Here is a 13,665-nt window from a genome sequence, read left to right on the forward strand (position 1 = left end):
GAAAATTAGAATTATTACTAGTTTGGCTATTATGTTTTTTTTTAGTTCATGTGATAACTGCGAGTTTCGAAATAATAGAAATATGAAAGAATATTCTGGTTTAGTACTTGAGAAGAATTATTATAAATGGGATAGAGGTGTGAAAAAAATTATTATCAAAAGTGGCAAAGACGAATTAAAGTTTTATTTCCCCACGAGTCCTTTATATGATGACTTTTGGGATGAAATACATGTTGGAGATTCAATTAACAAGCCAAATAACGATTTTAATTTCACTATTTATAGGGATGGGAAGTTTATAAAAAGTATGGAATTGAAATTTAATTGTAATTAACAGGAAAATTAAATTTTATTCTATATAGTAATTAAGTAGTTAAATGTCAGACTAAACATAGATCAAGACAATAGTCCGGAGAAACTGCGATTTTACACCGACGAGAATTTAAAATCTTGAATATGTTAAAGCAGTAATTATTATTCACCTGTAAAAGAAATAACCGTAGTAGAATCCAAAAATATGGTTTCCATATGTCAATATTCATTATGCTAACTGGGTGTCAGTTGATATTGGGGTAAGATTTGCCCCTCTGGGTGTAGATAAAACATGTTTTTGACTAGGTATAGATTGTATCTACACCTTTCTATAATATAATTTGTAATTCAAAAAGGAAAAAGGCTATAAAAAATTAGATAAATAACTTTTAAATGAAAGGAATAAATGTATTTGGTTTGACAAATAAGCTATGAGAAACGAATTCATTTTTATTATTTTGTTAATGCTCTCACCCAATTTTTTGAAAGCTCAAAGCTTGCCAAGTGGCATGAATTCTAAGCTTCCCAAACTTTCGATTTCAAATTCTATTTCTGCTCTACCCACGAAATCTGAAATTCCTTACTTGGAAGAACTCAAGCATATCCAGTCACTTAAGAAATCTTATGATTCGCTGCAGAAAGAACTCAAAGACCTCAGGGAGATAAACAATGACAGCATTCAGAGAGACAGCCTGTTTACGCTGGCCAAGGAAAGGAGCAGGGAAGTGCTGGAACAGGAAAGCAAAACACTGGAAAGCCTGATCCAAAGCGAGGAGATCCCAGGGGAGGAAATCAAAAATGCCGCAAAAAACACCCTGTATCGGGTGAATGATTCCAAAGCCAGGTTGGCAGATGTCAAGCAAGTGAGTGAGTTGGAATCGTTGATAGATCAGAATAATGAAAACCTCAAGGCGCTGACCAATGAATGGCTTATGCCCAAGTTGGAAGAGCAAATCTCAGGAGTAGTGAAAGAGGGTTTTGATCCAGGAAGCGCCGAACTCCCAGACTTCTATGGAAAGGATGCGCTGGCAGAACTGACCAAAAATGGATTGCCCTCTGAAATCCCTTTTGATCAAGCCAAGGAACTTGCAACCGAGAAAGCGGGACATATCAGCGAAGAATACATTCAAAAGGCAGGTAAGGATTTTTCCAAACTGAAAATTGATTCAATGGGGAATATCAAGACTATTCCATCTGACCTGAATAAGAAAAAGGCAGACTTCTTTGAGAAAAATCAATTGGTAGGACAGCCTTTTTTTCATCGCGTTGGTATGATGGGTTGGTATGATCCGCTGACCTCCTTCGGGGATGGGCTGCTTCTGGATTACGGACTGTCGTATTCCTTTACCCAGCAGTTTTCCCTGCTGGGCGGGGTGACATGGAAAAAGCAGTTTGATGCAGATGAACAACTCAGAAGAGAAGGATTCGGTGTATTTACCGGCTTACGATTCAGTAAGGGGAATTGGTTCGCTCAGGGAACTGTAAACCGCAATCAGGTGACCATCACCAATCCTGCGGGATATGAGTCAAGGAATTTCGATGGAAAGGCCTGGGCATCCAACTTAGCTGTCGGTAGAACCATCCCCATGGGTAAAGTAATCCGCTCAGTGGTGATGGGCTCTGTTGATCCATTTTTTAATGAAAAGTCAAGTCTGTACAAAAGCAGGGTTCAGCTCAAGATCGGTTTTGAAATCGGTTCCTTTAAGAAAATCAAACAGGAAGTCAAAGAGATGATTCCGATGGATGAATTGAAGGAAAAAGGGAATGAGCAGGTGGAGTATTATTTGAGGGATGCTGGGGAGTTGTGATAAAAAGGCTTAAAAGTTACTCATTGATCTGTTAAGTACTGTCAATTTTAAGTACAATCCACGCGGTTGGTTAACTCATATTAATGACGCAAACCTTTCTCAGTCTGGAGATACTTTTGGGATGCAGATTTTTTACGATTATGGATATGGTACCAGTAATTTAAACGGGAATATTTCTGGGGTTCAGTGGAAAAGTAATAGGGATAATGTAAAGAGAAGTTTTGGGTATTCTTATGATGTTTCAAACAGATTGTTACAGGGTTATTTTGCTGCGTTTGGAACTTCATGGGACCAGGAATTGGATAGGTACTCACTTGCCTCAACATCTTATGATAAAAACGGTAATATTAAAACATTAACTAGGAAAGGGAAAACTTCTTCCCCTAGTTCTTACAGTACAATTGACCAATTGACTTATACTTATTCTGGAAATAGGTTGACGAAAATTGAAGATGCCATAAGTAGTACTTTGGGGTATTCTGATTTTAAGAATGGAGCCTCTATAACTACAGAGTATACGTATAATAATGCGGGCTCTACCATTTCTGACGCGAATAAGGGAATAACCAGTCTCACTTACAATTTCAATGAGTTGCCAAGAGTGATTCAATTTGGAGGCGCTTCCAATCAGATTACAAACGTTTATGATGCAGAGGGAGTGAAACTTTATTCTACGACTGTCACAAATGGTGTTTCCAAAAGGATTGACTATCTGGAAGGCTTTATTTATGTAGATAATGTAATCCAGTCGTTTGCTCACGAAGAGGGTAGATCTACATGGGATTCAGATAATTCAGTATTTTACGATGAGTATTTCTACAAAGATCATTTAGGTAACGTCCGTCAAGTTATCAGAGCCCCGGTCACATCAGGGCTCAGAGCAACATTGGAGACTGAAAGTGCTGCAGAAGAAGAAAAGGAGTTTGGACAAATTTCTGAAACCCGAATTTTGGATCATAGGCACAACAATACTTCAGGGGGGAACCAAGTAGCTTGGTTGAACGCTGACCGTGGACGGGTATTGGGACCTTCAAGAGTGCAAGAAGTTCAATCAGGCGATAGTTTGACGCTAGAAGTGGACGTTATATTTGATAGAAAAAGAAAGGGATTTGTTAGTCCAGTAAGTTCAATTAAAAGCGGCTCTAACCTATTGTTTCAAGATCATATGCTAGAATCAGTTAATAATTTTAAATTGGCGCCTCAGATAAATCCATTTTTAATTTACTCAATCACAAAATTGGTGTTGGCAGACATTAACGACAGGAAGACTCCGGAGAGCTACTTAATGTACGCTTTGTACGATCAGGATAGTGTATTGTATGAGCAGGGAAAGGTATTAGTAAGTAATGCTGCAGCAAATAATCATGAGCTCTTATATAAGACCCTAACGGTCGAGAAAAATGGTTTTATAGAAACCTTTGTAGTAAATGAAACATCTGAAAATGTTTATTTCGATAATCTACGGGTTCAGTCAACTACACCAATTGTAGTTCAGGAAAATCATTATTATCCATTTGGGATGACAATAGCTGGTTTAGATTATAGCTACAATAATCATTCGAATAAGTTCCTCTACAACGGAAAGGAACTGATCGAGGACAACGGGCTCCAGTATTATGACTACGGGGCTAGGATGTATGATCCGGCTATAGGGAGATGGGGTGTTGTGGATCCGATGGCGGATTCTTATCAGGCATTCAGCCCCTACAATTACACGCTTAACAACCCAATTGCATTTACTGATCCCAATGGGATGTGGGTTGAGGGACAGAATGGAGGTATGTTTACCGATGATCCGGATGATATATCAAAGTTTTTCCAAGCAGTAGGTGATTTTTTCCATAATCTATTAATCCCATCTCCAACTCAAGAGGGAAATGAAAAGCAGCAAGGTACTTGGGGAAAAGTAGGAAGGGTGAGCAAGTATGTAAATGATCTTCATGATTTACAAAAAGAGGTAGTTGAAATGTTGCCTGGTGGGGTTTTATTAACAGGTCTAATGGATGCTCAGACTGGCACTTTTTCTGGTGAAGAATTTGGTGAAGGTTTAGCATATGAAGCGGGAGTCGGTTTTATTCCTGGAGGAAAACTTATTGGAAAAGTTGCTAAGACGAGTATTCAAGCTGCAAATGGACTAAAAATTAATGGATTTATAGGACATGGTGTCAATAGAGCAATCGGGAGTATGGGTAGAGCTGGAGTAAAACCAAGTGCTATTCTCGATGCGCTAAAAAACCCTTTGAAAATAAATAATGTAGTTACTGATCAATTGGGTAGACAAAGCCAAAGGTTTATTGGTCAGTTTGGTGAAGTAGTGGTTAATCCACAAACGGGCAGGATAATATCCGTCAATCCGACATCTTCAAGTAAAGCTGCCAAACTCTTAAAACAATTAGGACAATGATAGTCAAGCTAAACAGAAATCAGTATGACTATTTGGATTATAGTCTTTCTGAACAGCAACCAGATTTAAAATTAAAACTTCAAAATAGAAAAGAAGATAAGTTTGTTTTTGTTGAAGTTGATGAAGATGTAGCAGATGAAATCCGTGATTGGGCAGGTGAAGAATTACAGAAAAAAGGGTTTGATCTAGATTATGAATTAACGTCTGAAGGCAAAATCTTGGAAGAGTTAATAGATGCCTTTTATGTAGAATAAATGATAAAATGGTTGACCATAGTAAGCCTGATGTTGTTTTTTGTAGCGGGTAATGCTGCTGCGAACAGTGATTTTTTGTGCATAAGAAAAAAAGTGAAAAGAGTATTTATAAACTACAAGATAAATAACTTTCAAATTGACATTTAAATGAAGGGTGTAAATGTATTTGGTTTTACAAATCAGCTATGAGAAAACAATTCACTTTTATTATTTGTTTGTTGCTATCACCCTATTTTTTGAAAGCTCAAAACTTGCCGGGTAGCTTGAATTCAAAGCTTACTAATCCTTCGATTTCAAAATCTATTGCTACTTTACCTTCCAAACCTGAAATCCCTTACATGGAAGAGCCCAAGCAGATCCAGTCATTGAAGAAATCTTATGATTCGCTAAGGAGAGAAATCAAAGAGCTGAAAGAGATCACTACTGACAGCACCCACCGTGACAGCCTCTTTACCTTGGCCAAGGAAAGGAGCAGGGAAGTGCTGGAACAGGAAAGTAAAACCCTGGAAAGCTTGATTGAATCTGAAGATATTCCCGGATCTGAAATTAAGAATGCTGCGAAAAACACGCTGGAGCGCGTGAATGAATCCAAAGCAAAGTTGGCCGAAGTCAAGCAAGTGGGTGAGTTGGAATCGTTGGTGGATCAGAATAACGAAAACCTCAAGGCGCTGACCAATGAATGGATCATGCCCAAGTTGGAAGAGCAAATCTCAGGAGTAGTGAAAGATACTTTTGACGCTAGAGATGCCAAACTTCCTGACTTCTACGGTAAAGAGGCCTTGGCAGAACTGACCAAAAAAGGCTTGCCTTCAGAAGTACCTTTTGATCAAGCCAAAGAACTTGCAACCGAGAAGGCAAGGCATATCAGCGAAGAATACATTCAAAAGGCAGGTAAGGATTTTTCCAAGCTGAAAATCGATTCACTCGGGAATTTAAAGTCGATTCCCTCCGAGCTGAATAACAAAAAGAATGAATTTTTTGAGCCAAACCGGCTAAAAGAGGCACCGGCTGTCCACAGGATAGGGATGATGCTTTGGTATGATCCATTGACTTCCTTTGGCGAAGGGATACTGTTGGATTATGGGCTTTCCTATTCTTTTTCTCAACAGTTATCCTTTATGGGCGGTGTTTCATGGAAAGAACAGTTTGATAAAGATGAACAACTCAGAAGAGAAGGGTTCGGTGTATTTACCGGCCTACGATTCAACAAAGGAAATTGGTTTGCTCAGGGCACGGTAAACCGCAATCAGGTGACCATCACCAATCCTGCGGGGTATGAATCAAGGAATTTCGATGGAAAAGCTTGGGCATCCAGCTTCGCGGTTGGTAGAGCCATCCCTATAGGTAAGGTAATCCGCTCTGTGGTGATGGGATCCGTTGATCCATTTTTTGACGAAAAGTCAAGTTTGTACAAAAGCAGGGTTCAGCTCAAGATCGGCTTTGAGATCGGTTCCTTCAGGGAGATCAAAAAGGAAGTGAAGGAGTTGGTTCAGATGGATGGGTTGAAAGAAAAAGGAAATGAGAAGGTGGAGTATTATTTTAAAGACTTGGATGGTTTGGGTCATTAAATGCATTGGCTGGCACTACTGGTTTTTTGCGGTAACCAGACCTATAGTTACAATATCAGAGGCTGGTTAAAGACCCTAGGAAGTTCATTGACCGATGGCTATACCCAGACGAATTATTACCAGGAAAGTGGAGCCACAGCACCACGCTACAACGGGAATATCTCCCGGATCGACTGGGGAGGGAAGGAAGGTTCCGGGGGAGCCTTTAAAACAAGGACTTACAATTACATTTATGACCATGCCAACAGGCTGAAAACCGCGAATTTCACGGCCAGTGGTGAAGCCAATAGATTTAATGTTACGGGAATCACCTATGATGCCAATGGGAATATCTATTCCATGGAAAGGAGGAATCAAAGAGCTACCTCAGACTATAATGTTGTTGATGATTTAGAGTATTCTTACAATAGATTCAGTAATAGACTATCCCAGGTAAAGGATAACAATCTGAGTACAAATTATACTGCAAAAGATTTCAAGGACTGGGGAACAGCAGCGTATGGCTACGATGAGAATGGGAATATGACGGCCAACGTGGACAAGGAAATTACCCTGATCACCTATAACCATCTCAATCTGCCCCAGGAGATCACCTTTGAGAGTGGGGCGCAACTCCGTTTTGCCTATAATGCCACGGGCAATAAAATGACCCAGAAGGTGTACAACAGTAGCGGGACTTTGACTAAAACCCAGGATTACATCGGGGAGATCGTGTTACTGGATGGAGCCCTTGATTACCTGATCCATGAAGAGGGAAGGCTTGTTGCTGAGGTGGATGGTCTCTGGGGAGAATACTACCTTAAGGATCATCTGGGAAATATCAGACAAGTTTTGCGTGCAGCGACAAGCCAGACATTTATGGCAACCATGGAATCCGGCAGCGCAGCAACAGAGGAGATGGCCTTTTCGATGATATCCGAATCCAGACAGACAGAGCCTGAGCATAACGTTACAGTAGGTGGAAACCAGGTGGCCTGGCTGAATGCCAATAGGGGCAGAATGGTAGGTCCGGGACGCACCCAGGAAATTTATGCGGGTGACAGTCTGAAACTGCAGGTGCATGGCAAATACCTGGAAGACAAGAACCAGAAAGCGAATGCGGCCAGCTTTATGGCAGCCGGAGGCAAGGAAAGAATGATCGCCGATCTGAATGAACTGGCGCTAAGTAACCAACGGGCGGGCGGAGCAAACCCAATCGCCTTACTTAACTTGGCAGACATCCTGGCGAAGGATCTTCAGAAGAAGGAAGCTCCGGAGGCCTACCTGATGTATGCATTGTATGATCAGGACAGCAACAGATATGAGGTAGGCAAGAAAGTCCTTTCCAAAAATGCGGCAAACCAGCATGAAGTTCTGGAAGAGGAGATGTATATTTCCAAAGACGGCTATATGGAAACCTTTGTGGTGAACGAAACGGCAGAGGATGTCTGGTTTGACAATATGATGGTGATGAGTGTGAGTTCGGCGATTGTGCAGGAAACACATTACGATCCTTGGGGACTAGAACTGACAGGGTTGGGGTATCAGTATGGAGGAATAAAAGTTAACAATTGGAAATTTCAGAGTCAGGAATCAATAGATGATTTCGGGCTGAATTGGAGTTCATTCAAGTGGAGAAATCATCAGCCAGACATAGGTCGATTCTTCAACATAGATCCTCTGTCAGATAAGTATGTTCATAATAGTCCATATGCTTTCAGTGAAAATAAGGTTGTAGCGCATGTTGAACTTGAAGGATTAGAGTCTGTCTCAATCCAAACTGAAGGTCGTGGAATAGTACCTGTTGCTGGAAATTTAAGTATTACAGCTGGTGGAGCATACGGAATAGCTATTGGGACTAGGAGAGATCAGGAAGGAATTCATGCAGTACAATATATTAATGGATCAATGGGGCCAGCGTCAGGTATTGGAATAGCTGGAGGTATTGGAACATATTTAAATAGTGGAAGCTTAGAGGATTTGTCAGGACTTGGATTTGGAATAGGAGGTTTTTTAGGAGGTGCTCCAACTGGGTTACCTGATGGTTCTTTTGAATTTAATACAACAGCTGATGGTTCTCAATTAGGGGGATTGATTCCTTTTGTTTCACCTGGAAAAGCTTTTGGAGGTGGAGTTTGGGCCGAAGCTTCCTATACCCAATTCCTTGGAGAACCAGTTAACATTTCCAATATGACTGAAGGCGATATAGGGAATTTTGCCGAAAAGCTTGGCTTTTCTATTGAACAATTTTCTAATATCTTAAATGATGTAACAAAATATGTTAATAGTCAGAATAATCGATATACATCAACAGAAGGTCTTAAAAATGAATTGAAAGAAAGTAGTTTAACGAAATCTGACGCAACTAGAGTTGAAGTTAATAGAAGAGTAAAGAAAGACTAAAATTAATTTTGAATGTATTTTAAATATTTCCTTTATTTAATGGGTTTGCACATGGTTTTATCTATTGTTTATAGATTTAATATATATATATATTAAATAAAAAATTTAATATAATATTTAGAAAAAGATCAGTGTTTTTTTCATTAATTCGCGAAGAGATAATCGAAAGAATTCATGACGAGTGTAACGATTTACCTGTTTTAAAAAGATTAAAGATTTTATTGTTTCTCCATAATTTTTTATCAATTTCTGGTAAAATCATATTAGTCATTTTATTGATTTTAATATTCGTATTTTTTATTAAAATATAACATATTGAAATTTTATCAGAATCTGAATGAGTTTTATTTCACCCAACTGTTCGTATGTGTTTTCTTAAATTCTTTGATGTGAATCAAAAGCATGTTGTATAGAATAGGTTAGTAGTTATACCGCAATCGATGATTAAGCGGAGGGTGCAAACCACCTCTTGGTGCTGTTTTGGTAACGAAATGGTATTGAACGGAAATAGGAAAAGGTTCGCTAGACGAATCAGAAATAAATAAGAGAGACAAATTCACCCAGTACATAGAAATTAATTGACTATGCAAAGACTGATTGAAAATAATATACAAATTGATATTTTAAAAGTAGGGTTAGCTATATTGATTAGACAAAATAATTATGCGTATAGAAATCATTTTTATTATTTGTTTGCTGCTATCATCCTTTTTTTTGAAAGCCCAAAACTTGCCAAGTAGCTTGAATTCAAAGCTTTCTACGCCTTTGCTTTCAAATTCTATTTCTGCTCTTCCCACCAAACCAGAGATCCCCTACCTGGAAGAACTCAAGCAGATCCAGTCACTGAAGAAATCTTATGATTCGCTAAGGAGAGAAATCAAAGAGCTTAAAGAGATCACCGCTGACAGTACCCAACGTGACAGCCTCTTTACCCTGGCAAAAGAAAGAAGCAAATCCCTGTTGGAACAGGAAAGCAAAACCCTGGAAAGCCTGATTGAATCGGAAGATATCCTTGGAGAAGAAATCAAGAATGCTGCAAAAAATACACTGGATAGAGTAAGTGATTCCAAAGCAAGGTTAGATAATATCAGTCAAGTTGATGAGCTTGAATCGCTGGTGGATCAGAACAATGAAAATCTCAAGGCACTGACCAACGAATGGATTATGCCAAAACTAGAAGAGAAAATCTCAGGAGTAGTGAAAGATGGGTTTGACCCAAGAAGCACCGAACTCCCAGACTTCTATGGTAAAGATGCACTGGCAGAACTGACCAAAAATGGATTGCCTTCAGAAGTGCCTTTTGATCAAGCCAAAGCACTTGCAACCGAGAAAGCGGGACATATCAGCGAAGAATACATTCAAAAGGCTGGTAAGGATTTTTCTAAACTGAAAATTGATTCACTTGGGAATATCAATACAATTTCATCAGACCTGAAAAAGAAAAAGGCAGAATTCTTCGAAGCAAATAAATTGGCTGGTCAGCCTGTTTTTCAGCGTGTCGGCACATTACTCTGGTATGATCCTCTGACTTCCTTTGGTGAAGGGGTATTGTTGGATTATGGACTTTCCTATTCCTTTTCCCAGCAGTTAGCCTTTATGGGAGGAGTTTCATGGAAAAAGCAGTTTGATAATGATGAACAGCTCAGACGAGAAGGGTTCGGTGTATTTTCTGGCCTACGTTTCAGCAAAGGAAATTGGTTTGCTCAGGGAACAGTAAACCGTAACCAGGTAACCATCACCAATCCTGCGGGGTATGAAACAAGGGATTTCGAGGGAAAGGCTTGGGCATCCAACTTAGCCATTGGAAGAACCATCCCTATGGGTAAGGTAATCCGCTCAGTGGTGATAGGTTCCATAGACCCATTTTTCAATGAAAAGTCAAGTCTGTACAAAAGCAGGGTTCAGCTCAAGATCGGCTTTGAGATCGGTTCCTTCAAGAAAATCAGACAGGAAGTTAAGGAGATGATTCCGATGGATGATTTGAAAGAAAAAGGGAATGAGCAAATGGAGTATTATTTGAAGGATGTAGGGGAGTTGTGATCAAAAAGTCTTAAAAGTTACTCATTGATCAGTTAATAGGTGTTGATTACGATATCGCAATTAGAATGAGTTAAATTACATTTTTTCCACCATGTGCATTTCATATTCTTTCTCCAAGCTATTCTCTTATATGTTGTATGACTCACGGAAAATATTGGGTTAACAAAATTTGGTATGACGTTAAATGGTCCCCTCTATTATATTTTGAGTGATTGAGTAGCTATTGCAATATTACCTTTGCTAAGGTGAGGGTTTTGTTTTTTATATGTGCAGTCATTTTGCCTATTTTATGAAAGGTTTCATTTCCATTTAGAATTCAAGGATACCTTTTATTTTTTTAGAATGGGATTGGTTAAAACGCCCTATTGATGTTTACCAATAAACTCGTCTCGAAGAAGACTCTTTCGATGAAAATAGGATTTGGAAAGAAAAATATTTTAAGAGAAAAAAAGATAAAAAAAATATCGCTGATTTTCAATAAGTTATGAAATGATTTGATTTGTAGGTGGTTTTTAAAAACCACCTTTTTTTGTAAGATATATACAGTAATTATTATTATATATTTCAATGTAAAAATTAGTGATATATGCAATACCCTGTATAGGGTATTTTTTTAATCTTTAGTTTTAACATATAATTACCTCATAGAAACGAATATAACTTCTTGGTTATTGTTGTAGAGGCCTAGTCTTATTTGCTTCTGATGAAGCAGCATGGTTCCTGGTGGTTTTTGGTATTTCTAATTATTGATATACACATAAATTCTGGTGGTGATATTGTTTATCAGTTTTTTAAAGTGTTGGGTTTTCGCAATAACTCTTTTGTTTTTAATAGTTGTTTTATGATTAAAAATTTGGTTTTGCTTACGGTTTTGTGCTTAATAATCAGCTGTTTTTCATTTTGGTCAAAAGGTGAGACATCATACTCTGGCTTGTTTCAAAGTATTGATCAAACACTAGGTAGTAGTGGACAAGACGGGGAAATTGATAAAAACAAAGCTTACTTGGACAGTTTGGTTTGGGAACAAATGATGCTCCAAGCTGAGCTGATTTCTCCACAAGTTGCTAAAATGAATTATTCCAAAGGGAAAGACAAGAATACTTCTCAGGGAAATGGCCAAAAGGCAGGCAGCAATCAGACCAACAGCACAGAATCCTTTTCGGTAAGTAGCATGTCTGTTCTCCCAAATCAAGCAGAGTACGATGCGCTTATGGATTTTTACCAGGCGATGGGTGGGCCGAATTGGTTTAATAAGTCAGGATGGAGTTCTGCCAATCCTAATGTAGTTCAAAGTGTGAGTAATTTTCATGGGGTAACACTGGATGCAAACGGTCACGTCATATTTCTTGTTTTATATCAAAATAACCTAAATGGCACCATACCGGAAAGTTTTGGTGATCTGACTTATTTGGAGCATATCCAGTTGGTTAAAAATCCATTTATAGGTCAACTTCCACAAAGTATTGGGAATCTGAATAAGGTGAAAGAACTGCTGCTTTATTCCAATAATATGACAGGTACTATTCCTACGACCATTGGGAATATGACTGCTTTAGAAAATATTCACCTGTATGTAAATGAGCTAACAGGCAGTATTCCATCCACCATAACATCTTTACCTAATCTTAAATTTTTTAGTGTATATGATAATAATTTGACTGGTGTGGTGCCTAGTAATCTAGGTAGCCTGAATCAGATGACTCACTTCTACATTAATGGGAATGCGATCACTGGGGGTATTCCTACCTCAATAGGTAATATGACGGTGATGAAGGAAATCTATTTATATTCTAATCAGCTTTCCGGGGCTATACCTACCTCTATTGGTAACCTATCTTACCTAACTCATTTGTTTGTAAACGGAAACCAACTGTCAGGGACTTTGCCTACTTCACTTGGAAACCTGAGTAACCTGCAATTTTTTTGGGCACAGGATAATAATGTGACAGGTCAGATACCCTGGGAAATAGGAGGGCTTCAAGCTTTGGATCAATTTTTTGTGTACAGGAATAATCTGACTGGTACTCTTCCTTCAAGCTTTGGAAATATGCCTGCTTTGAGGCAGCTGAAATTGGAAGAAAACCAAATTGGAGGGACTATACCTCCTTCCTATGGGAATTTGGTAAATATCAATGCCCTAACCCTCAATGATAACAAGCTGACCGGCTCCATACCTAGCACTTTTTGTTCATTCGTAAATATTAGCCATTTGGGTTTGCATAATAATTACCTGGAAGGAACTATACCGAACTGCCTCTATGACAAAAATATGTGGCAATTCACGGTGAGGTATAATCATTATAATTTTGAAGAGCTAACCTATGCCAAATCAAAAGTGGGGGATTATTACCTGTACGCACCCCAATATCTAAAATTTGTGGATACTGTTTATGTGCAACCCAATACTTCGATGAATCTTACAGTTGATGATGGGAATTATCAGGGTTCTCCCTCAATTTACAGATGGAAGAAAAATGGTGTTTGGATGCATGATGCCTCTGCGAATAATAAAGTGATCAGCATCAATTGTAATTCACCTGCCTGTGAGGGAATGTATTTTCTTGAAATAACCAATCCTGATTTTGTAGGGCCTCATTTGACAGGGAATCTATATTATGTAAAGATTGGAACGGATTTAACCCAGACGATTTGTTTGGTAGAGGAGGAAAGTTATTCTCCATATAATTAAAATTTTATTTCCCGCACAATAATATAGAAAATCAAAAAGCAAGTATACTGAATAACAGTTAAAAGATTAATTGGTATATGGTATTTTTTAGTTTAAAATCTCAATTTATGAAAATGATATTTAAAATAATCAATATTAGAATTAGTTGTTTCACAGAGCCTAATATTTTAAGCGCAATCTTTTTATACCTATTATTTGTGAATTATTG

The 13,665-nt window shown here is 38.4% G+C and carries 8 protein-coding genes; all 8 read left to right on the plus strand.

Translation table 11 applies throughout. The annotated features are described in order from the left end of the window. The first annotated feature begins 82 nt into the window (after positions 1–82). The 8 genes from ACPUEN_RS00905 (at position 83) to ACPUEN_RS00940 (ending at position 13,457) form a co-directional block, all read left to right on the plus strand. Positions 83–334, plus strand: coding sequence for a hypothetical protein (locus ACPUEN_RS00905; protein ID WP_425637959.1), 252 nt, complete (start codon positions 83–85; stop codon positions 332–334). Between the two features lie 487 nt (positions 335–821). After that, the gene (locus tag ACPUEN_RS00910; protein ID WP_425637960.1) at positions 822–2,120 is read left to right on the plus strand and encodes a hypothetical protein; all 1,299 of its coding nucleotides are present in this window, start codon (positions 822–824) and stop codon (positions 2,118–2,120) included. A gap of 121 nt (positions 2,121–2,241) precedes the next feature. After that, a complete protein-coding gene (locus ACPUEN_RS00915) occupies positions 2,242–4,524 on the plus strand; it encodes an RHS repeat-associated core domain-containing protein (protein WP_425637961.1) in 2,283 nt (760 codons plus the stop codon). After that, positions 4,521–4,778 carry a hypothetical protein gene (locus ACPUEN_RS00920; protein ID WP_425637962.1) on the plus strand — a complete coding sequence of 86 codons (258 nt, stop codon included), beginning with the start codon at positions 4,521–4,523 and terminating at the stop codon, positions 4,776–4,778. The genes ACPUEN_RS00915 and ACPUEN_RS00920 overlap by 4 nt, the downstream gene beginning before the upstream one ends. A 263-nt stretch (positions 4,779–5,041) precedes the next feature. Next, on the plus strand, positions 5,042–6,346 hold the full coding sequence (locus ACPUEN_RS00925; RefSeq protein ID WP_425637963.1) for a hypothetical protein: 1,305 nt from the start codon (positions 5,042–5,044) through the stop codon (positions 6,344–6,346). Further along, complete coding sequence (locus tag ACPUEN_RS00930; RefSeq protein ID WP_425637964.1) at positions 6,347–8,728, plus strand: hypothetical protein; 2,382 nt, start codon at positions 6,347–6,349, stop codon at positions 8,726–8,728. A gap of 741 nt (positions 8,729–9,469) precedes the next feature. Continuing rightward, complete coding sequence (locus ACPUEN_RS00935) at positions 9,470–10,768, plus strand: hypothetical protein (protein WP_425637965.1); 1,299 nt, start codon at positions 9,470–9,472, stop codon at positions 10,766–10,768. A gap of 841 nt (positions 10,769–11,609) precedes the next feature. Continuing rightward, on the plus strand, positions 11,610–13,457 hold the full coding sequence (locus ACPUEN_RS00940) for a hypothetical protein (RefSeq protein ID WP_425637966.1): 1,848 nt from the start codon (positions 11,610–11,612) through the stop codon (positions 13,455–13,457). The last annotated feature ends 208 nt before the right edge of the window (positions 13,458–13,665 follow it).

The sequence above is a fragment of the Algoriphagus yeomjeoni genome (genome assembly GCF_049821175.1).
GTDB classification, from domain to species: domain Bacteria; phylum Bacteroidota; class Bacteroidia; order Cytophagales; family Cyclobacteriaceae; genus Algoriphagus; species Algoriphagus yeomjeoni_A.

Coding starts and splice junctions, on each gene's coding strand:
- ACPUEN_RS00920 (WP_425637962.1), top strand. CDS start 4,521: ATGATAGTCAAGCTAAACAGAAATCAGTATGACTATTTGGATTATAGT.
- ACPUEN_RS00915 (WP_425637961.1), top strand. CDS start 2,242: ATGCAGATTTTTTACGATTATGGATATGGTACCAGTAATTTAAACGGG.
- ACPUEN_RS00905 (WP_425637959.1), top strand. CDS start 83: ATGAAAGAATATTCTGGTTTAGTACTTGAGAAGAATTATTATAAATGG.
- ACPUEN_RS00910 (WP_425637960.1), top strand. CDS start 822: ATGAATTCTAAGCTTCCCAAACTTTCGATTTCAAATTCTATTTCTGCT.
- ACPUEN_RS00940 (WP_425637966.1), top strand. CDS start 11,610: ATGATTAAAAATTTGGTTTTGCTTACGGTTTTGTGCTTAATAATCAGC.
- ACPUEN_RS00930 (WP_425637964.1), top strand. CDS start 6,347: ATGCATTGGCTGGCACTACTGGTTTTTTGCGGTAACCAGACCTATAGT.